The sequence below is a fragment of the Candidatus Acidiferrales bacterium genome (genome assembly GCA_035515795.1).
Lineage (GTDB): Bacteria > Bacteroidota > Ignavibacteria > Kryptoniales > JAKASW01 > JAKASW01.
This window is the reverse complement of the sequence record DATJAY010000023.1, coordinates 1-21,247: the sequence shown is the minus strand read 5'-3', so window position 1 is coordinate 21,247 and position 21,247 is coordinate 1. Positions and strand designations below refer to the sequence as shown.

At 47.5% G+C, this 21,247-nt stretch carries 15 protein-coding genes; 14 read left to right on the top strand and 1 reads right to left on the bottom strand.

Annotated features, from left to right (window positions below):
* The first annotated feature begins 27 nt into the window (after nucleotides 1-27).
* The 3 genes from VLX91_09865 (at nucleotide 28) to xylA (ending at nucleotide 4,904) form a co-directional block, all read left to right on the top strand.
* Nucleotides 28-1,845 (top strand): NADH-dependent [FeFe] hydrogenase, group A6, encoded by a 1,818-nt coding sequence (locus tag VLX91_09865; GenBank protein ID HUI30511.1) that lies wholly within the window; start codon nucleotides 28-30, stop codon nucleotides 1,843-1,845.
* A 223-nt stretch (nucleotides 1,846-2,068) separates the two neighbouring features.
* Nucleotides 2,069-3,580 (top strand): FGGY family carbohydrate kinase, encoded by a 1,512-nt coding sequence (locus tag VLX91_09860; protein HUI30510.1) that lies wholly within the window; start codon nucleotides 2,069-2,071, stop codon nucleotides 3,578-3,580.
* Nucleotides 3,570-4,904 carry a xylose isomerase gene (gene xylA, locus VLX91_09855; protein ID HUI30509.1) on the top strand — a complete coding sequence of 445 codons (1,335 nt, stop codon included), beginning with the start codon at nucleotides 3,570-3,572 and terminating at the stop codon, nucleotides 4,902-4,904. The genes VLX91_09860 and xylA overlap by 11 nt, the downstream gene beginning before the upstream one ends.
* Nucleotides 4,905-5,152: 248 nt before the next feature.
* Here the strand turns inward: xylA and VLX91_09850 are convergent, their stop codons facing one another.
* Nucleotides 5,153-5,329, bottom strand: a complete 177-nt coding sequence (locus VLX91_09850; GenBank protein HUI30508.1) for a hypothetical protein — start codon at nucleotides 5,327-5,329, stop codon at nucleotides 5,153-5,155.
* A 25-nt stretch (nucleotides 5,330-5,354) separates the two neighbouring features.
* Here VLX91_09850 and VLX91_09845 point away from each other — a divergent pair, with 25 nt between their 5' ends.
* The 11 genes from VLX91_09845 to VLX91_09795 all read left to right on the top strand — a co-directional run bounded on the left by VLX91_09845 (nucleotide 5,355) and on the right by VLX91_09795 (nucleotide 21,177).
* The gene (locus VLX91_09845; protein ID HUI30507.1) at nucleotides 5,355-8,720 is read left to right on the top strand and encodes a TonB-dependent receptor; all 3,366 of its coding nucleotides are present in this window, start codon (nucleotides 5,355-5,357) and stop codon (nucleotides 8,718-8,720) included.
* Between the two features lie 42 nt (nucleotides 8,721-8,762).
* Nucleotides 8,763-10,937 (top strand): hypothetical protein, encoded by a 2,175-nt coding sequence (locus VLX91_09840; protein ID HUI30506.1) that lies wholly within the window; start codon nucleotides 8,763-8,765, stop codon nucleotides 10,935-10,937.
* A gap of 19 nt (nucleotides 10,938-10,956) precedes the next feature.
* Complete coding sequence (locus VLX91_09835; GenBank protein ID HUI30505.1) at nucleotides 10,957-11,955, top strand: PorV/PorQ family protein; 999 nt, start codon at nucleotides 10,957-10,959, stop codon at nucleotides 11,953-11,955.
* Nucleotides 11,956-11,994: 39 nt separating this feature from the next.
* On the top strand, nucleotides 11,995-13,497 hold the full coding sequence (locus VLX91_09830) for a DUF4350 domain-containing protein (protein ID HUI30504.1): 1,503 nt from the start codon (nucleotides 11,995-11,997) through the stop codon (nucleotides 13,495-13,497).
* 85 nt (nucleotides 13,498-13,582) lie between these two features.
* On the top strand, nucleotides 13,583-14,260 hold the full coding sequence (locus tag VLX91_09825) for a hypothetical protein (GenBank protein HUI30503.1): 678 nt from the start codon (nucleotides 13,583-13,585) through the stop codon (nucleotides 14,258-14,260).
* A gap of 92 nt (nucleotides 14,261-14,352) precedes the next feature.
* Entirely contained in the window at nucleotides 14,353-15,765 is a 1,413-nt protein-coding gene (uxaC, locus tag VLX91_09820) for a glucuronate isomerase (protein ID HUI30502.1), read from the top strand.
* Between the two features lie 101 nt (nucleotides 15,766-15,866).
* Nucleotides 15,867-16,916: a LacI family DNA-binding transcriptional regulator gene (locus VLX91_09815; GenBank protein ID HUI30501.1), complete on the top strand. Its 1,050-nt coding sequence runs from the start codon at nucleotides 15,867-15,869 to the stop codon at nucleotides 16,914-16,916.
* A 167-nt stretch (nucleotides 16,917-17,083) separates the two neighbouring features.
* Nucleotides 17,084-17,740 (top strand): bifunctional 4-hydroxy-2-oxoglutarate aldolase/2-dehydro-3-deoxy-phosphogluconate aldolase, encoded by a 657-nt coding sequence (locus tag VLX91_09810; protein HUI30500.1) that lies wholly within the window; start codon nucleotides 17,084-17,086, stop codon nucleotides 17,738-17,740.
* A gap of 85 nt (nucleotides 17,741-17,825) precedes the next feature.
* Nucleotides 17,826-18,860, top strand: coding sequence for a sugar kinase (locus VLX91_09805; GenBank protein ID HUI30499.1), 1,035 nt, complete (start codon nucleotides 17,826-17,828; stop codon nucleotides 18,858-18,860).
* Nucleotides 18,861-19,181: 321 nt separating this feature from the next.
* Entirely contained in the window at nucleotides 19,182-20,918 is a 1,737-nt protein-coding gene (locus VLX91_09800) for a sodium:solute symporter family protein (protein HUI30498.1), read from the top strand.
* A gap of 10 nt (nucleotides 20,919-20,928) precedes the next feature.
* Nucleotides 20,929-21,177: a hypothetical protein gene (locus tag VLX91_09795; protein ID HUI30497.1), complete on the top strand. Its 249-nt coding sequence runs from the start codon at nucleotides 20,929-20,931 to the stop codon at nucleotides 21,175-21,177.
* Nucleotides 21,178-21,247: the final 70 nt, after the last annotated feature.

Sequence of the window (21,247 nt, the reverse complement as noted above, 5' to 3'; positions counted from 1 at the left end):
CGCCGTATATTTAAAGGAGAATTTTTGATGGATACCAAGATGGTGAACATAAAAGTCAACGGCAATGAGTATCAGGCACCGGACGGTATGACGATCCTCGACGCGTGTGCGAGTGCGGGAATAAAGATACCGACACTGTGCTACCTCGAGGGGGTCTCACGAAATGCGTCTTGCGGTGTTTGTCTCGTCGAAGTCAAAGGCGCAAGAACTCTCGTGCGTTCCTGTTCGACATGTATCCGTGAAGGGATCGAGATTGCCACCAACTCTCCACGCATTCGCGAGGCACGACGGACAAATGTCGAGCTTCTTCTCGCCAACCACCCGAAAGATTGTCTCTCCTGTCTGCGAAACCAGAATTGCGAGCTCCAAGAGATATCGGCGGAATTGGGTGTGAAGGACGATGTTTTTGTCAGAACGAGACCCGTTGAAGAACTGGATTTGACTTCTCCATCGATCATAAGAGATCCGAATAAATGTATCCTTTGCGGAAGATGCGTTGCCGTGTGCGCGACGGTTCAGACGGTTTACGCAATTGATTTTACGAGGCGAGGAAACAAAAGCAAAGTTTCGACTTACATGGACAAGGGACTCGGAAATGTTGCCTGCACAAACTGCGGGCAATGTGCGCTGGTTTGCCCGACCGGCGCAATCGTCGAACGTGACGATACCGATAAAGTGTTTGAAGAGATTCTCAATCCGGACAAAGTTGTGATAGTACAGACGGCTCCTGCGATCCGCGTCGGCATAGGCGAAGCCATGGGCATGGGCCATGGTGCACTTGTGACGGGACAGATGGTCGCAGGCTTGCGCCGCCTCGGCTTCAACAAAGTGTTCGATACGCAGTTCACTGCGGACCTGACGATCATGGAAGAAGGACATGAGCTGATAAAACGCCTTACCAAGGGCGGCGTCTTACCTATGATCACTTCATGTTCGCCAGGATGGATAAAATTTATCGAACATTTCTTCCCGAATTCTTTGGATCATCTATCGACATGCAAGTCTCCGCAGCAAATGTTCGGTGCGGTGGCAAAAACTTATTATGCAGCTAAGACCGGCATTGATCCGAGAAAGATGGTGGTTGTCTCAATTATGCCGTGCACTGCGAAGAAATATGAAGCGAAGCGGCCTGAGATGATGAGCGCATTCGCTTACTGGAAAGAGAAAAAGTCCTGGTCGGATGACGATGCATTTTACGATGTCGATTACGTGCTGACAACTCGCGAGCTTGCGAGGATGTTCAAGGAATCGGGGATCCAATTCTCGTCGCTTCCCTCCGAAGAGTTTGACAATCCGTTGGGTGAATCAACTGGAGCTGCGGTGATCTTTGGCACGACAGGCGGAGTGATGGAAGCCGCGCTCAGGACTGCTTATGAAGTTGTGACCGGTTCCTCTCTGCCGAACATAAATTTCACCGCCGTGCGTGGTATGGAAGGAATCAAGGAAGCAGAAGTTGACATGAGCGGTACTAAGATAAGAGTCGCGGTGGCGCACACATTGAAAAATGCCCGCCGGCTTCTTGACCAGATTGAAAAGGGAGAGTCCCCTTACGCGTTCATAGAGGTAATGACGTGTCCCGGCGGATGCATCGGCGGCGGCGGACAACCGATCCCGACGAGTCTGGAAATCAGAAAAAAACGCGCCGCATCTATTTATGCGGAGGACGAAGGTAAACCGATTCGCAAGTCGCATGAAAATCCCGAGATCGGAACGATTTACAGGGAATTCTTGAAAGAACCGTTGGGACATATCTCTCATAGTCTTCTTCATACTTCTTATAAGAAGCGCGGCTTGCTCACCTGGAAGTCTAACGGTGAGATTAAGAAGGAGCTCGTTCTTTCTTAGTATTGACGGAAGCAGCGGCCTCTTCGACCTTGTTCTGTTGCCGACGTCTGCCTTAACCTGACTCCGAACTCATTTTTTGGGGGTTATTTAGACTTCACTCCATTAGGCAAATTATCAAATATCTGTTGCGTTTTGAAGGATTTTTTCCGATATTTTTAATCGAAATGAACCGGTTCATTTTTTCAAATTTGTTTTTCTATTTTGCAGGGAGATACTGAGACTTATGCTGACTGTTGGTTACGATATCGGCAGCTCATCCATTAAAGCGGCGCTCTACGACGTCAAGTCGGGCGAAGCGGTGGCGAGCGCCACTTATCCAAAAGACGAGATGAGAATAGACTCTCCGAAACCCGGCTGGGCCGAGCAGAATCCCGAGACATGGTGGAACGCGGTAAAAAAAGTTTCTGCGGAAATTCTTTCATCTTCACGAGTGTCGGCATCCGACATTTCGGCGATCGGCATAACGTATCAAATGCACGGTTTAGTTTTGGTAGACAAACGCAAAGATGTCTTGAGACCATCTATTATCTGGTGCGACAGCAGAGCCGTTGGAATAGGCAGCAAGGCGTTCGCCGAGATCGGGAAAGAAAAATGTCTTCGATTCTTGCTGAACTCTCCGGGAAATTTTACGGCATCCAAGCTCAGATGGGTGATCGAAAACGAACGTTCTGTCTTCGAAAAGACTTTCAAGTTCATGCTGCCGGGAGATTACATCGCGATGAAAATGACCGGCGAAATTTCTACAACAGCCGAGGGCCTCTCGGAAGGAATAATGTGGAACTTCGAATCGGAAGAGCCGGCACATTTTCTTATGGCGCATCTAGGGATCAGTGAAGCTATGATTCCCGGAATAGTCCCCGTATTTGGACATCAGGGTACGCTTACGAAAGAATCCGCCGACGAGCTTGGTTTAAAGAGCGGCATTCCGATAACCTATAGGGCGGGCGATCAGCCGAACAATGCATTCTCACTTAACGTGCTGCGTCCGGGTGAAATTGCAGCGACCGCCGGCACTTCCGGTGTCGTTTATGGAGTAAGCGATCAAATCAAATTTGACAGAGACCAGCGAGTGAACACTTTTGCTCATGTCAATCATACGAAAGATAAGAGAAGACTTGGAATTCTCCTCTGTATAAATGGCACGGGAATCTCAAATAGTTGGATGCGAAAAACAATTTTCGACTCGTCCATCCCATATGAGGAAATGAATCGCGCAGCCGGAGAGATCAGAATCGGCTCGGATGGTTTGGTTTTTCTGCCGTTTGGAAATGGCGCGGAGCGAATGCTTACAAACTTAGAGATCGGGGCCTCATTCTCCGGATTGAATTTCAACATTCATTCTCGAAAACACCTCACACGGTCCGTTCTCGAAGGCGTTGCATTCTCATTTTATTACGGGATAAATATTTTGAAGGAACTCGGAGTCGATTCAAAAATTATTCGTGCCGGCATGGCAAATATGTTCTTGAGCAAAATATTTAGAGAGACAATTGCCTCACTCAGCGGAGCAGTGATCCAGCTTTACAATACCGACGGCGCGCTGGGAGCTGCGAGAGCGTCGGCTTTCGGCGCAGGATTTCATCCTTCTTTGGACGAGTCGTTTAGGGGGCTGGAGTGCTTGATGACGGTCGAGCCAGATTCCAATAATATCTCGAAATATAAAGCGGCTTACGAAAAATGGCTGAACGAATTACAAACTAATCTACAATCTTTGGGAGAAAAAAATGAAGATTAACTTAACTTTAGGCCAGATAGAATACTTCCCCGGTATTAACCAGGTAAAGTATGAGGGGCAGTCGTCTAAAAATCCTCTTGCTTTTAAGTGGTACGATCCTGACAAGGTGGTTGCCGGAAAGAGACTCCAAGATCATTTGAGATTTTCGACCGCATACTGGCACTCCTTCTGCAATACCGGAAACGATCCGTTCGGCCCTGGTACAAAGGATTTCAAATGGAACGAGTCCGACGATTCAATAAAGAGAGCTAAAGCCAAGATGGATGCCGCATTTGAGTTTATGACAAAGATTGGTACTCCGTTTTATTGCTTCCATGATTTTGATATCGTCGACGAAGGCGCGACGATTGGAGAATCGGACAGTAGAATTCGAGCCATGGTCGATTATGCGAAAGAAAAACAGGCCGCCTCAGGGGTGAAACTTCTCTGGGGAACGTCGAACCTTTTCAGTAACCCTCGTTATATGAACGGTGCAGCGACGAATCCCGATTTTAATGTGATCGCTTATGCCGGCACACAAGTCAAGCGGACTCTGGACGCCACGATCGAGCTGGGCGGAGCAAACTATGTGTTCTGGGGCGGCCGCGAAGGATATTTTTCTCTTCTCAATACGGACATGAAGAGAGAAAAAGAACACCTTGGGATGTTTCTTAAGATGGCGCGAGATTACGCGAGGAGTAAAGGCTTCAAAGGAACATTTCTTATCGAGCCGAAGCCAATGGAACCTACGAAACACCAGTACGATTTCGATGCCGAGACCGTCATAGGTTTTATTCACAAGCATGGGCTCGAAAATGATTTCAAGCTCAACATCGAGGTGAACCATGCCACGCTCGCGGGACATACTTTCCAGCACGAGCTTCAAGCTGCCGCCGATGCCGGCCTGCTTGGAAGTATAGATGCAAACCGGGGCGATTATCAAAATGGATGGGACACCGACCAATTTCCCGTCAACGTGCATGAGGTGGTCGAGGCCATGCTTGTGATTTTGCAGGCTGGAGGATTCACTGCCGGCGGAATAAATTTCGACGCCAAAACCAGAAGAAGTTCAACTGATCCTGAAGACATTTTCATCGCGCATGTTTCCGGCATGGACACATTTGCAAAAGCATTAATTATTGCCGACAAAATTCTTAAGGAGTCGGATTACCTTGAGTTCAGGCGGAAAAGATATTCCTCTTTCGACAGTGGTGCGGGTGCGGAATTCGAAAAGGGGAAGCTTGCTCTGGACGATTTAAGAAAACTAGCAGAGAAGGGCGGCGAGCCGAAACAACTCAGCGGAAAGCAAGAACTGTTAGAGGCGATCATCGCTAATTATGTCTGAAAGCATTTCTAATCAAAGACCTCAATAGAAGATTCTGCAGGACGGGGAGGGAATCCCGTCCTGCGTTCGCGGATTTCACTAAAGCGGTGATTTCCGGCATGGAAGCAGCACGCTTTGCGTCAAAGGCGCATTTTTTGTCCATCCTTAGCAGATAAATAGAAAATCCTTGACATTCAAAATTATATTACACATATTATGACCGGTTAAAGTAACCGTTAACTTAAACGTTCACTTTTAACCCGGTTTGATTAAGGAAAGGCTTCGAGTTGGATAATTGCTACATCGTCTGCAGTGTCAGGTTCTGTTCCACTATGGTAGTTCTCGCCGCCGTATCGTCTAATGTATCTTGCAGTTGTTGAAAGGTGGAATGTCCTCGTCCGCATGAAGGTGAACAAATACCCGTGTACCATGACGTTCAAAAACATTTAGGAGCTAATTATGAGATTGAGAATGTTGCATAGAATCTTGAAGCTGGGATTGCCATTCGCGATCATAGTTTTTGCTTTCGCTTCGATTTCTTATTCACAATCGAGAAGCAAAATTCAGGGGACGGTGAAAGACGCTAAGACCGGAGAAACGTTGCCGGGCGTAAACGTTTTTGTCGTCGGAACGAGTTTGGGAGCAACTTCGGACATCAACGGCAAATACTTCATTGTGAATGTGCCTGCTGGTACCTACGATCTCAGGGCGTCTATGATCGGCTACACCCCCGTGGTTGTGAAGGGGGTAGTTGTCGCTATTGAGAGAGTTGCCACGGAAGATTTCGCGCTGGAATCTGCAGAAATCAAAACTGGGGAAGTTGTGATCACTGCAGAGAGAAACGAGCTGCACAAAGAGGTCTCGGGGACGCAAATGGTTGTCACGAACGCGGAAATTCTTAATACTTCCGGTATAAGAGAGATCAACCAATTCCTTGAAAAGCTTCCCGGTATTTCTGTCGACGTGAACGGTTACTTGACTATCCGGGGAGGCACGGCCGACGAAGTCGGTACCATGGTGAATGGGCTTGCCTACGACAACCCCGCGGTGGGAAATTCCGAGACGAACCTTCCGCTAAGCTCGATTGACCAGGTGTCCGTATTGTCCGGCGGCTACAATGCGGAGTATGGAAATTTCAGATCGGGTTTGGTCAACTTTACCACGAAAACCGGAACTGCCAGCGCATATCATGGTACACTGACTGTCTCAAGAGATCAATCCCACATGCGGAGATTCGGAAATTCGCTGTATGATCCTCATAATTCCATACTCGGCCCTTACTTGGATCCGAGTGTGGCATTTCATCCAGATACCACCAGCCAGTTGCTTTTCGTTCCCGGTTGGGACTCGGCAGCCTCCGCCTATAACAAGGGAAAACCGCTGAGTCAACAGGTGACTCCGCTTGAAATGTATATGCTGATGGCCTGGATGACCACAACCGTCCCGGATTATAACGGGTTGAATAAACAAATGCAGTCGGATCCGACCATACTTGGAAACATGACAATCACTCAGGCCGAAACGCTGCTGACCAGCACTCGCAGCGCATTTCTCAACCATGCAAACAAAGAAGGTGGCAGCGATTACAATCTTGACGGAGGTTTCGGTGGACCGGTCCCCCTTATCGGGAAGGCACTAGGTGATGCTACTTTCTACATCTCTAACAATACGAAGAACACGAACTACATGGAACCTGTTACTCTCGATAACGATTTCACCTCGGTAACCATGCTGTCAGTCAAGGCAATGCCGTCTGCCGCTATGTCGCTGACCCTCAACGGACTCTGGAAGAGAGAAATCGGCGTGAGTCCGATTCGGCCTCCTAATGGAGATCTCCCTGATGTTTCCAACAGAGGAGGTTTCATGCAACAGGATAACCTCCAGTGGATCTACAGCAACACAAGCATAATTGGAGACGGTTACAATTATCTGTATGACCAGGCATATTTCCCGATTCTCGATCAAACAACTCTCGTAACCGGTTTGACGTTCAATCATCTGTTGAGTCCGACGACTTTTTATGAGATTACTCTGAACAGGTCGGAGATATCGGATAATTCTCCGACAGGAGACAATAGGAACACCTCTCTGATCACGGAAATTGGCCCATTTAATCTCGATGAGTCGCCCTACGGGAAATTGCAGTTTGCTCCAAATCATAGGGTCTATTCTCCGACAGACACATTCACTTTTGCATCCTATGACGATCCGCCCAGCACACCATGGGTTTCATTATTTAGATTCAGAAGCAAGGAAGGCGATCTGCACGACAACTCAAAATCGTACTCATATACGGCGAAGGGAGACTTTTCTTCTCAGATAGGTGAACATAATTTCGTGAAGGGAGGTATCGAATATAATGAATTCGATTTGAATCACAATTTTTATGAGACATGGAACAACAATGCCTACAATACTTACGAGTTCAACTATCATGAAAAGCCGAGTCAGACCGGTCTTTATTTGCAGGACCAGATAAACTATGAAGGAATAGTCGCGAATCTTGGCATTCGTTTCGACTACTACTACGGAGGAGGCGGACTCTGGCCGAGCTCCGACAGTGCCTTCGCATACTCCACAATATTTTTACCGCAAGACACTACAGGGCTCTATCAATATTTGGCAACTGGCCAATCGCAGATATGGCATAAGTGGGATAGTCTGAATGCTGTGGAACCTGGGTTTTTGCAGCCTATACAAAACTTTTATGCCATCAGCCCTCGTGTCGGTCTTTCGTTTCCGATAACGGAGAACTCCAAGTTCTATTTTAATTACGGTCACTTTCGATCCAGCCCGCCATATTATTCGATGTATGATTTCCAATATAGATACACGAAACAAGGCTTGTATATGATGTCCAACCCTAACATGGAGCCTCCGCGGACAATCCAATATGAAACTGGCGTGGAATACAACCCCATCGGAGGTGTGATGCTTCGCGTGTCCGGTTACTATAAGGATGTCACAGGAAAGCCGGGAAGGGTGACATATAATGCAGCCAGTAATGGAGTCACATACAATAGCTACCTCGGCAATGAGTATCAGAATATACAGGGTGTCGAAGTGGAATTATCCAAACGCGATAACTCATGGATAAACGGATGGATAAATTTCAATTATGAATTTAGAAAGACGGGACTCACCGGGTACCAGAAAATAAACGAGATCCCGGATACCACCGGAGCTAGCCTGTATATCGGCAATGAACAACCCACTTTTGCTGCCCCACAACTGAACGGGGACTTGATTCTGAGGTCTCCGCAGAATTGGGGACCGCAGCCCGCGGGGCTTGACCTGCTTGGCAATTGGGCGTTGACCATTTTCGGCACATGGAAGAACGGGGAATACTTTCCATTATTTACGGGAACTGTCTCCGATCCTCAGCTCAGGAACATATATCTGCAATGGCCAGGATTTTTCAGGATCGATGCGCGACTCGAGAAACAATTCAAGATCGCCGGGCTGGCGGCATCGTTCTTTGTGGATGTAACAAATGTATTTAATACGAAAATAAGTCTGTTGGGTGAAGAGACCGCATTATACAATCAACAGGCTTATGGCGGAACCGGAGCAATATCAAACTCAACTCCGCCTTACGCATTCTTGAGCGCCACTGATGAAACAGAGTATCTGGCTACACTGCGTTTGCCCATATACAATTCTTCTCTCTTTGATAACCTACGTCTTGAAAATCCCGGTTGGTATATTCCCGGCAATGACAAAGTCGGCGACTTGAATTCCCCCAGCAAGCCTTACATACATAATCCCGCGTTCGCCGACCTGTTCATGTACGGTCAACCGAGAGACATATGGTTCGGAGTGAAAATAGACTTCTAAGACCATGGAACATAGAAAAAAACCTCAAGAAGGGAATAGGTCATGATAAGTAAAGGATTTAATTTTCTCATATCGCTGATATTGATGAGTTCTTGCGGCATTGTTTGGGCTCAGTCTCCGACAACAACTATCAGGCTAGGCCATCTTTGGTTCGGGATGCCCGGTAATGGTGGTCCGATGAACGTGAACATTGATCCCTCGACCAGTTTTTTCCCAAACGATTACGGCATCATGGCCGACAGGGGACAGTATCCTCAGGCTTTTACAGGAGCGGGAATTGTTTTGGCCGTCCCGCACTGGCACCATACTTTTGTGCGCAATAAAGTCACGATAGACACTGTCGAAATTCCCGCGGTCTACAGCTACATAAATACTTACCTGCAAAACGGCCGGATTATTGGTTCCCTAACGAATTATTTGAGGTACAATTATCCATCACAAACTATAAACGGTGGAAGTGTCCCTGTAGCCGGTTTCGGCACTTATAATCCATCGTACTCCGGATTTACAAATACCACAGCGGATGAAATCGCGGATGTCGTAGACTCAAGCGTGTTTGGCGTTACAGTCGATCGCAAAGTGCTTGTATGGTCGCAGAGCTATAATAATGACTACGCAGTAGGTGATTTCATTTTTACAAACGTGTTGCAGGATACGCTGGACAGCCTGTACATAAACTTGCAGGAGACAGCCGCGAATGCAATTTTCTCAAACGGGAATGATCCGGCGCCGTTAACAAACGAGACGTATGATCCCACGATCAGCTGGCAGCACTATTACGGAGGAAGGCCCGGAGATTCACTTCGAGTTTTCTTTGAATACAGCGCTGATGATCCCGCTAAACCTGGCGACAATATGGGCGCACCCGTAGGTTCGTCGAATGGAAGATTGATTGCGCCGAACATGACATACTATGCAATCCTCCACGCGTCTCAACCTTACGACAGCACTAATCCGTCCGGTGACCAGGACGATGCTTCGGAGCCGGCAGTAACTTATTCGGGAGTCTCAAACGTGCTGCCATACGTCTCTTCGGACGATCAATATGGGAACAAGAATTTCTTCGCTGTCAGGGGAGCGTTTTCGGATATGGATCCAATGACCGGCGAAATTGCCGGTAGTCACCATTGTGAAAATCCGGACGAAATTGGAATCTCTAGTCCTTTCTTCTTTCCATCGGCCGAGCGTGGAGGTGTTTCCTACAGGACTTGCAGTTTCGGTCCGTATACATTTTACCCCGGGCAGAAAATCCATATCGTCATAGCAAGCGGCTTCACAGGAATCGGATTTGACAAAGGAAAGGAAGTCGGCGATGAATGGCTTCATCGGACACTTCAGGATCCGCCGAATATGCCCGATCCGAATACCGGATGGCTTCCTCCGACGTTCCAGTTTCCTACCGGTGCGACCGAGTTTGATAAAAGCAAGGATAGATGGATAAGCATGGGAATAGACTCCGTAATGTTAAGCGCATCTAGAGCAAAATGGAATTATGATCATGGCTACCAGATTCCGCAAGCTCCTCCTCCTCCGCAGGCTGTCAGCATCAGTTATACAAGTCACGCTGATTCGATAATGTGGTCCGATCCCCAGGCGGAGAGTATGCCAAATTTCGCGGGCTACAGAATCATGCGTAGAATATCAGCCTTCGACACGGTTGCGTATGTTCAGGTCTATGATTCTGACTCCACCGACGTTGGAGTGTCTCATTTCTTTATAGATTCGACTGCGATGTATTTAGCAAATGCATACTATTATGTACAGTCGAAAGCTAGAATAGGAATTACCGATCCGAATGCAGATCCCACGACAAGAGGAAAAATTATCTACAGCGGCAGGACTCTCTATCCGAACACTCGTTCCATACCTCGACCCGGCCCGGCACAAAATGATCTTTCGAAAATTAGAATTGTGCCGAATCCTTACAACGTCAAAGATCCGTTGCAGGTGGTGACTGGTAGGTTAGATCCCGTTTTGGCCCCTTTTGGAACGATTGCTTTTTTCAATCTGCCATCTGTCTGCACGATCAAGATTTATACGGAAAATGGCGATCTGGTGTACACCATAAATCATAATCAGAAAATTGCTGATGCAGGCACAGAGCAATGGAACCTGCTGACATCAAGCCAGCAAGTAGCTTATAGCGGTGTTTATATCGCCGTGTTTCAAAAGCCCGATGGTGAGACGTCTTTCCAGAAATTTATCATAGTCAGGTAGGCAGAAGGGAGTTTATTAGATGAGATCGAAAAGAGTTTTTGAGATAGTGCTTGCATTGCTGGTGACAACTTCAGTGGGTACGCGCGCGCAGGTTAACTTGAACAAGCTTGGGCAGAGCACGATGGATTTCCTCCTTGTGAGTGTCTCTCCGGAAGCCAGCGGGATGGGAGAAGCTTATTCCGCATTCGGGACCGGCGCCGATGCAATGTTTTACAACCCCGCGGGATTGGCGGAGATGAACACCACATACAACGCGTCCGTAAATTTTACACAGTGGATCGCTGACATCAATTACTATGCTGGCGCGATCTCCTGGAAGATCGGAAACTACGGCGTCGTCGGTGTAAATCTCCTTTCCGTCGACTATGGAACGCTTATCGGAACCACTATCGATGTGCAGAAAGGGTACCTCGATACAGGCCCGATACCGAACGTAGGAGCATATTCTTTCGGCATAAGTTATGCGAAAGCGATCAGCAGCCAGTTCATGGTTGGGGGCACCGTGAAATACGCCGGACAGAATCTCGGCGTTAACAATTTTGTAGACGGGACTTCCGTCAAGAACGACGCTGCAAAACTGGCCTTTGACATCGGCGTGAAATACTATACATCCTTCAACGATTTTAGGTTCGGAATGGCGATACGGAATTTTGCGTCCGACGTGACACGCGAAGTATATGCCGAACAACTCCCGTTATTGTTCACGGTCGGCGGAGCAATCGATTTGATGGATTTCGTGGATCAGAACCACGACAAGGGAACTGCACTCACGCTCGCTGCCGACTTCCTTCATCCGAATAATTATTCCGAAAGATTCAACCTCGGTATGGAATACAAAGTTCTCGGCATGCTTGCGCTCAGAGGAGGTTACCAAACGAATCGTGATATCCAGTCATGGTCCGCTGGCGCCGGATTTAATGTGCAAGTCGGCGGGACAGCTTGGGAAGTTAATTATTCTTTTTCTAAGATGGATGTATTTACTAATGTGAACAGGTTTTCTCTAGTGGCGTCTTTCTAGGATTATCAGCGTCGTGCAAGCAAGATGAGAAATGCATACATGAAGAGAACGCTTCAGATATTTCTTCTAATGTTGACGGCGGGATTTTCCGGCAACGTGTACCGCGACGCCGAAGTGAGAGTTTTTCTGATCGGAGACTCGACGATGGCCGATAAACCCCTCGCCGACAATCCGGAGAGAGGCTGGGGACAAATGATCCCGATGTTCTTTGACGACAGGGTCGCTGTCTTGAATTATGCGAAGAACGGGAGGAGCACAAAAAGCTTCATAGACCAGGGACTCTGGCAATCGGTGCTGGACCAGATAAAGAACGGCGATTACGTTTTCATTCAGTTTGGTCATAATGACGAGAAGAAAGAGGACACATCCCGGTACGCTGAGCCCCATACGGCATACAAACAGAATCTGCTGAAATTTGTCCGGGAGTCAAGGGAGAAAGGCGCCGTTCCGATTTTGGTCACTCCGGTTGATCGCCGTAAGTTCGATGACAATGGGAAATGCATCAACACTCACGGGGACTATCCGGCAGTGGTCAAAGAGATCGCGAGAGACGAGAACGTTCCGCTGATCGATCTTCAAGCCAGAGATGAGACGCTGTTCGACGGGCTCGGGCCCGATGGATCGGAGAAAATTTTTCTCTGGATACCGCCCGGAAAATATCGGCTTTTGCCGGAGGGGAAACAAGACGACACGCATTTTACACAATACGGCGCAATCCAGATTGCCGCTCTCGTTGTTAGCGGAATCAGAGAATTGGAGGTTCCGCTGAAAAACTTTTTGAAGCAGGACACTTCGATGGTAAATGTCGGTGAGGGCAAAAAGATAGGTCTCGATTATTATTTCAACAACGAATGGAAAAAGGATAAGGATGGGAAAGAGCGCCGCTTCCATTACGTCTGGGAAGATACGGAGAACACGGGTTACTCTCAACTTGGGGATATTCTGACGCAGCTCGATGCAGAGTTGACGGAACTCGATTCTGCCCCCACGGAAAATGACTTGAGCAAGTTAGGTCTTTACATTATAGTCGATCCCGATACGCCTCTTGAAAGTCCGCACCCGAATTACATCGACGATAAATCTGTCGAAGCGATCGTGAATTGGGTGAGCCGCGGCGGGGTTCTTGTCCTCTTTGCGAACGATAGCGGCAACTGCGAGTTTGCCAATCTTAACAGACTCGCCGAACATTTCGGAATTCATTTTAATCAAGATAGCCGGAATCATGTAGGGGGAAAGAATTACGACGACGGCGCATTTGTCGATTTCCCGGGAAGCCCAATATTCAAAGGCGTTAAAAAGATCTTTCTGAAAGAGATCAGCACTTTGAGTATTTCAGGGCAGGCAAAGGCGGAGCTTGTCGATAAGAGTGATGTCATCATGGCGTCGGCAAAATTCGGAAAAGGATTTGTCTTTGCGGTGGGCGACCCGTGGTTCTATAATGAATACATGGACAATAGAAAACTCCCTGATGATTTTGAAAACAGAATTGCGGCGCGAAATTTATTCGCGTGGCTTCTTCAGAAAGCGCCGGTGTCCAATTGACCCTGCATGAAGAATTGGAAGATGCCATCCGGGCTAACTGTAAGGAATTACTTGCCAATTTTTACGAAAAGGAGTTACAATGTTTATGAGACATATTCTCTTGACTATCTTTTTTTCTTTCTTGAGTGTGAGCATAGGGTTCTCGCAAGGTACGTTCCTCAAGAACGGAGAAAGCGGTTTTGAAGTTGGCGCCGCCTACGCGTCAAGTAAAGTTGGCACGGCCATCGGGGGCGGGATAGGGTATTCGATTGAAAGCTTAGCTGATTTCAGCGTATCTGTCTCTCGAGCGGCTCTGGCTCAAAAGATGAACGGCAACAAAGTCCTTGAATACGCGATTTCACCGAGTCTTGAGGTGAATTTCAAGCGAGACTCCGCTACCATTCCGATCTTCGCCTCTCTGATCTTCGGATATGAGAAAGATATGTATAGGTCATCGCCCTTAAATCGCTTGAATGAGTCGATGAACGGTGATTTTTTCTCCGCAGGCTTTCTCCTGTATGGCAACATCTATGTTTCGCGAAGAATATATATACAACCATCGGCTGAGATCGATTATGTAATAGGGACCGGTGACCTGAGAGATAAGTATCAAATGTATATCCAAAGCAGTGACTATAGCACAGGCGTGGCCACCGTGAGTGCCGCTCTTGTTTTCAATGCGTCATCCAGGAGAATGTTTGTGATCGAACCGGCCGTCTCGAGAGACAAAGATTACACGACTTATTCAGTTGAAGTAGATTTCGTAATGGCGACTTTTCGCTGATTGCCGGATTCCGTGAATGGGCTTAATTGTGAAACAGCAAAAAGGGTACGTCAAACAAAGAATCGTTCTTAACTATGAAAGACCCTAAACCGATGAAAACTTCAAAGCTCAACAGCTATCGTTTTTTTGATCCCGATCCGAAAGTCAGGCAGATCGCCTTCGAATTATACAAGGGCGTGAAGGATCTACCCATCATCAGTCCCCACGGTCATGTCGATGCGAAGCTCCTGGCCGACAACGAGCCTTTCCCCGATCCGACGGAATTGATACTCATACCCGACCACTATCTTTTCCGGATGCTTTATTCGCAGGGAATTGACCTGGAGTCGCTCGGAATCCCGACCATTGACGGTACGGAGGTGGAGAAGGATCACAGAAAAATCTGGCAGGTCTTTGCCGACAATTATCATTTATTTGACGCGTCGCCGAGTAGCGCATGGCTGGATTATACTTTTGAAAAAGTTTTCGGCATGGAAGGAAAGTTGAATTCCAAGAATGCGATGAAGTTTTACGATGCCATCCGGAAGAAACTGCAGACCAAGAGCTTTCTGCCTCGGTCTTTGTTCGAGAAATTTAATATCGAAGTCCTCACGACGACTGACGCGGCATCCAGCAGTCTGGAATATCACAAGAAATTAAGAGAGTCTGGATGGAATCGAAGAGTTATCCCATGTTTTCGTCCCGACGCGGCCGTAAATATTCTCTCGCCGGGCTGGAAAAAAGAGATCGACTCACTTGGTGAGATTTCCGCCACACAAATTTTCGATTACAAAACCTTTATCAAAGTTCTGGAAAATCGCCGCGAATTCTTTAAGTCGACGGGATGCGTGTCGACAGACCAGGGCATTGAAAGCCCGCATGCTCATAGACTGTCGGAAAGCGAAGCTGAAGCAATCTTTAATCGTGCCCTTAAAGGAACCGCGAGTGAGAAAGATTCCTCCGCATTTACCGCGCATATGTTGATGGAGATGGCCCGGATGAGCGCCGATGACGGGCTTGTCATGCAGATCCATGCCGGCGCGATGCGGAATCACGACAAGAGAATTTTCAGCAGATTCGGAGCTGACAAGGGAGGAGACATCCCGGTTCGGACAGAGTATGTACGCAGCATGCACGAATTTCTGAACGAATTCGGTGACAATCCGAAGCTTACGGTCGTCCTTTTTACTCTTGATGAGACCACTTATTCGAGGGAGCTTGCACCGCTGGCAGGAGTCTACCCTGCAGTTAAGCTGGGTGCACCATGGTGGTTCCATGACAGCCTTCAAGGAATGATAAGATACCGCGAGAGTGTAACAGAGACCGCCGGAATTTATAACACTGTTGGTTTTACCGACGACACACGCGCGTTTATGTCTATCCCTGCAAGACACGACTTAGCCCGCAGGATGGATGCAAATTTCCTTGCCGGTATGGTGGCACGCCATATTGTGACGAAGGAAGACGCGAAGGTGATGGCGAGGGCCATGGCATATGAACTTGCAAAGAAAGCTTATAAGCTTTAGAGATGCCTGATTTTCATTGAAATATGGTTTTATTTGCTTGAAACAGCTAATTTAAAGTAAACGGGAAAGTTATTGGTTAACTACAAGGATCACGGAAGAAGTTGAAAAAGAAAACACACATCACGCTCTACGACATAGCCAAAAGGCTGAACGTTTCAAAGGTCACCGTCTCAAAAGCGCTTAGAGGACATCCGGATATTTCGAGAGAGACGACAAAAGAGGTGAAGAAAATCGCGGAGGAGCTGGGATACACTCCGAATTTTGCTGCGAGGAATCTCTCTTCCCAGAAATCAAATACGATAGGTGTCGTGGTGCCCAAAATCGCGCACTTTTTTTTCAGCTCCGTAATCGAGGCAATTTATGATGCGGCCTTTAATAATAATTACGATATTGCATTGATGGTCTCTCAAGAAGACTCTTCAAGAGAAAAGAAGCATATCGACACTCTGCTGGCTATGAGAGTCGATGGGATCATAGTTTCCATAACCCAACAAACTAAAGACAAGGCTATATTTGAAAAAGTCCTGAGTCGGAATGTTCCGTTAGTCTTTATGGATAGAGTTGTTGAGATGAAAGGTACGAGCCAGGTTACGGTGGATGATCGGGGGGGGGCGTTTAATGCGGTGGAGCAGGCGATAAGAAAAGGCTACAAAAAGATCGCACATCTTGGCGGCTACAGAGAAATAAACATTGGTAAAGACAGGTATGCTGGTTTTGTCGATGCGATGAAGCAATACGACTTGCCGGTCAATCCGGGCTGGGTTGTCTTCGGCGGTTTTGGAGAAGACAACGGCTACAACGGCTTTATGGAATTCTACCGGACCGGGAACATGCCTGAGTTTATTTTCGCCGTTACTTATCCCGTCGCGCTCGGCGTGTACACTGCCGCTGCTGAAGTAGGAATGAAAATTCCCGATGACATAGATCTAATCTGTTTTGGCAACAGCAGCGTGAGCCGGTTCATCAAACCGGAGATTTCTTATGTAAATCAACCGACCGATGTACTTGGCAAAACGGCTGTCGATCTCGTGTTAGAGCACATTCGTGACTATGAAAACTACAGGCCAAAGCGCATTCAAATCCCAACCAATCTGGTTTTACGGGAGACATGCGTGAAGAAAAAGGGTGTTGGCTTGGCCGTTATCTCTTAGCTAAAAAATTGAAGCTTGCGGAAATATTTTTCGATGTCGCGGGGATTTCGTTTGTTTACCGATGCAAGTGATTGACAATCGAGATTATATTCGTTGTAATATCTTTCCTTAATTTATAATTTCATAATCATGAGAAAATTCTCTAAATATGCAATTTGTGGGAAGGCATGAATAAAGACCAAATAGTAAAGTCCATAATAGATGCGGGAGCAGTTGCGGTCATAAGATTATCTGACTCTAAGAAACTCCTCAGAGTAGCTGAGGCGATTTACAGAGGAGGAGTCTCTGGGATTGAAATTACCATGACGGTCCCCAACGCGATCCAGGTGATCGAAAATGCGAGCAGGGAAATAGGAAGTTATATGATCCTCGGAGTTGGAACCGTACTGGATCCGGAGACCGCGAAGAGAGCGATAGATGCTGGAGCAACGTATGTCGTCAGCCCGATATTCAAGAAGGAAATAATCGACGTGGCACACAGGAACGGTGTTCCCGCGATGCCGGGTGCTTTCACTCCGACTGAAATCCAGACGGCATATGAATGCGGAGCAGACATTGTGAAGGTCTTTCCTGCGGATGTTGTAGGAATGCCGTTCTTCAAAGGAATACTAGCGCCGATGCCGCATCTCAGGCTTATGCCGACAGGAGGGGTAACTCTGACCAACGCGGGCGACTGGCTCAAGGCCGGCGCATGCGCGGTCGGCGTCGGAACGGCTCTTCTAGATAAGAACGCAATTGCATCCGAGAATTATCAAGTTCTCACCGACAACGCAAAAGTTTTGATGGAAAGCATCTCGAACGCGAGAGGAGAAAGGAGATCGTAAATGTCGAATTTTAAGAAAGGATTTTCCAAAGCTCCGGCTCGAATTGACATTCGCGATTTAAAATTCTTACCTAAGAAGGATTGTCATGTCTGAAAAAGTCGTTACGATAGGCGAAATAATGCTTCGGCTATCTACTCCGGGTTATTCACGATTTGTGCAATCGCAGCAGTTCGACATAAATTTCGGCGGCGGCGAAGCAAACGTTGCCGTGGCTCTGTCGAATTACGGATTCGACAGCTATTTCATTTCCCGACTTCCCAAGCATGAGATCGGGCAATCTGCCGTTAACAGCCTGCGGAGGTACGGTGTGAAGACGGACTACATCGTACGTGGCGGCGATAGAATTGGAATTTATTTTCTGGAAACAGGTGCCAGCCAAAGAGGATCGAAGGTCATCTATGATAGGGCTAACTCTGCGGTCAACGAACTTGCCGAAGACGAGCTCGATTGGGAAAAAGTTTTCAAAGATGCCAGGTGGTTTCACTGGACAGGTATCACTCCTGCACTTGGAGAGAAAGCGCAGAAGACATTGAAAACGGCTTGCGCAGCGGCCAAGAAGAACGGAGTCATGGTCAGTGCGGACTTAAATTATCGGGCGAAATTATGGACGACACAGAAGGCGCAATCGGTGATGACTCCACTCATGGAGTATGTCGATGTCTGCATTGCAAACGAAGAAGATGCCGAGAAGAGTCTCGGCATGAAGGCAGGGATTACAAATGTTGACGAAGGCACGCTCGATCAAGAGGGGTACTTTGAACTTGCGATGAAGTTGAAGGAAAAATTTCATTTCAAGACGGTAGCAATTACACTCCGAGAGAGTTATTCGGCTTCACAAAACGGGTGGAGCGCCATCATGCACGACGACAAAGACTGCAAGGAGCCACGTCGGTCAAAGAAATACGATGTTTTCATAGTAGACCGAGTCGGCGGCGGGGACTCTTTTGCCAGCGGGTTGATCTACGGTCTGCTCAGAAAAAGCAGCACAAGGGAAGCGCTCGAGTTTGCCGTCGCTGCTTCTTGCCTGAAGCAGACAATTCCCGGAGATTTCAATTTGGTTTCGGTCGATGAGGTTGAAAAACTCGCAGGCGGGAGCGCTTCAGGAAGAGTTGAAAGGTGATCAGGACCCTCCCTCCTGATTGACGGATCGTGTGCCTTCATCGTCCGCAGAGCAAGGTAGTAATCACAGGTTTAAGGTTTTGCGGATCATGAGCGCATTCCTTGATATTGGAAACTAGTTGGATTAGATTCTTGACGGTGTTAGCGCTAACAACTAGACCTGGAATCAAGAGAATACTCACCTGTCATTCAGGAATAAATGAAGAACGCTTATCGACGAATTGATATAAAGCAGTTTACCGCCATATCTTTAAGTTTATCTTCGAGTTTTTTAACCATTCATTTTTCAAACGATTAGGATCAAAAAGCAGAAGGGAGATTCATGACTAGCGAAATCGTGCCGTTCATCGCGTGGATATTTGCGGCCGGGTCAAGCATCGTCTCACTCGATTGGGTTGACTCGCTCATAATTGGAATATATTTCATTTTCGTCCTAGTAATAGGTTACTATCTGTTGAGATTTACGAAGACCGGTGAAGATTTTTTCATGGCGGGCCGAAGAATGACGATGTGGATCGCCGGTCTTTCATTCGTTGCCGCAAATTTGGGTTCGCTTGAATTAATGGGCTGGGCGGCATCGGCTTATCAATATGGAATTCTGGCAACGCATTGGTACTGGGTCGGCGCGATTCCCGCAATGCTTTTTCTTGCAATCGTCATGATGCCTTTCTATCACATCAGCAAGACACACTCTGTACCAGGATACCTGAAACTAAGATACGGCGAAAGCGCAAGCATGCTTTCCGCGGTTTCTTTCGGTTTTATGACAGTACTCATGAGCGGCATCAACATGTTTGCGATGGCTTTGGTTATGAAAGTCGTGCTTGGCTGGGATATTCATTTTAGCATTTGGGTTTCATCCATTACCGTCATGGTCTACGTCGTTCTTGGAGGTTTGCTTTCGGCGATATTCAACGAAGTGTTGCAGTTCATGCTTATCTGGCTCGGGGCTCTCGTAATACCGATACTGGGTCTGGTGGAGGCCGGTGGTTGGAACGGAATGGTCGCAAAAATTCACCAGAATTTTCCCGTGGGTGACTACACGCATCTCTGGAGTACCCTTGGTTCCTTCAAAGACAACCCGATGGGGATCAACTGGGTCGGCATAGTGTTTGGGCTGGGAGCGTGCATCTCGATGGCATACTGGACGACCGATTTTCTTGTGGTTCAGAGGGTCCTGGCCGCGAAAGATTTGCGAGCGGCGAAGATGGCTCCGATCATTGGCGCCGGATTCAAGATGATGGTTCCGTTCATTGTGATATTGCCCGGGTTGCTCGGCCTCGCAGTGATGCCGGGACTCTTGCCCGAGGATATAGCTGCGAAGACAGCCGGTGCGCACAGTTTCAACGAAGTCCTTCCGCTTATGCTCGCAAGATACGCCGGTCCCGGATTGTTGGGGCTCGGAATTACGGCCCTGATTGCCGGGTTCATGTCAGGCATGGCGGGAAATGTCAGTGCATTTGCGACCGTATGGACCTATGATATATACAGACCCGCGCATGTTTTTTTCACGAATAAAGAAGAAGCGGATGCGTATTACGTTAAGATAGGAAGATGGTGTACCATCATAGGTGTCTTCATAAGTATTGGAACAGCTTATCTCGTGCAGCAGTTTGCGAGCATCATGGATTATGTGCAGGCATTGTTCAGCTTCTTCGTCGCACCTACGTTCGGTATCGTTCTTCTCGGAATGCTTTGGAAAAAGGCCACTCCGAAGGCCGGCTTCTGGGGATTGTTTGCCGGGATCGGTTCTTCCATCGGAATGTGGGCGTGGGTGAAAATTGATCCGAGCGCATTAAAATACATCGCGCTATCCTCGTATGCGCAGCCGATGGCGGAAAACATGTTCCGTGCTTTGTGGTGTTTCTTAATTGGCGTGATTATTACAGTCGTTGTAAGTCTGCTTTCAAAACCAAAGCCTGAGTCCGAGCTAGTCGGGCTTGTCCGTGGCTGCACCGAAATACCGTCCGAAGGAAACTACCCGTTGTACAAGCGGCCAATATTCTGGGCAGGCATTGTGTTCGCTGTATTTATCGCACTACAAATAATTTTCTGGTAAGGAGCTGACAATGGTAGACAACAAAGGCGTTTCAATATGGTTCTTCATAGGAAGTCTATTGCTGCTTTATGGAATCATTATTACTCTTTCGAATATTGCGGAAGCGATGTTTTCGGCATTCGGGAGGAATGTCGTTTTCGGAAATCTCCATTTCGGAATTTGGTGGGGATTTTTGTTGATCATCATCGGTCTGATTTATTTTATTTCGTTCAGGCCCTGGAAGAAGAATAACTCTAAACAAGAAGCTGTCCAAAAATGAAAATTCACGGAGCTTTGTGATGAAAAAAATCTTTTTTGTCTTTGCCGGTCTCGTAATGATGTCGGCAATT

Bases quoted from the DNA above. Each gene is read 5' to 3' on its own strand.
- VLX91_09840 (HUI30506.1), top strand. From the start codon at position 8,763: ATGATAAGTAAAGGATTTAATTTTCTCATATCGCTGATATTGATGAGT.
- VLX91_09860 (HUI30510.1), top strand. From the start codon at position 2,069: ATGCTGACTGTTGGTTACGATATCGGCAGCTCATCCATTAAAGCGGCG.
- VLX91_09805 (HUI30499.1), top strand. From the start codon at position 17,826: ATGTCTGAAAAAGTCGTTACGATAGGCGAAATAATGCTTCGGCTATCT.
- xylA (HUI30509.1), top strand. From the start codon at position 3,570: ATGAAGATTAACTTAACTTTAGGCCAGATAGAATACTTCCCCGGTATT.
- VLX91_09810 (HUI30500.1), top strand. From the start codon at position 17,084: ATGAATAAAGACCAAATAGTAAAGTCCATAATAGATGCGGGAGCAGTT.
- VLX91_09850 (HUI30508.1), bottom strand. From the start codon at position 5,329: ATGTTTTTGAACGTCATGGTACACGGGTATTTGTTCACCTTCATGCGG.
- VLX91_09865 (HUI30511.1), top strand. From the start codon at position 28: ATGGATACCAAGATGGTGAACATAAAAGTCAACGGCAATGAGTATCAG.
- VLX91_09835 (HUI30505.1), top strand. From the start codon at position 10,957: ATGAGATCGAAAAGAGTTTTTGAGATAGTGCTTGCATTGCTGGTGACA.
- VLX91_09800 (HUI30498.1), top strand. From the start codon at position 19,182: ATGACTAGCGAAATCGTGCCGTTCATCGCGTGGATATTTGCGGCCGGG.
- VLX91_09845 (HUI30507.1), top strand. From the start codon at position 5,355: ATGTTGCATAGAATCTTGAAGCTGGGATTGCCATTCGCGATCATAGTT.
- VLX91_09825 (HUI30503.1), top strand. From the start codon at position 13,583: ATGAGACATATTCTCTTGACTATCTTTTTTTCTTTCTTGAGTGTGAGC.
- VLX91_09830 (HUI30504.1), top strand. From the start codon at position 11,995: ATGAAGAGAACGCTTCAGATATTTCTTCTAATGTTGACGGCGGGATTT.
- uxaC (HUI30502.1), top strand. From the start codon at position 14,353: ATGAAAACTTCAAAGCTCAACAGCTATCGTTTTTTTGATCCCGATCCG.
- VLX91_09795 (HUI30497.1), top strand. From the start codon at position 20,929: ATGGTAGACAACAAAGGCGTTTCAATATGGTTCTTCATAGGAAGTCTA.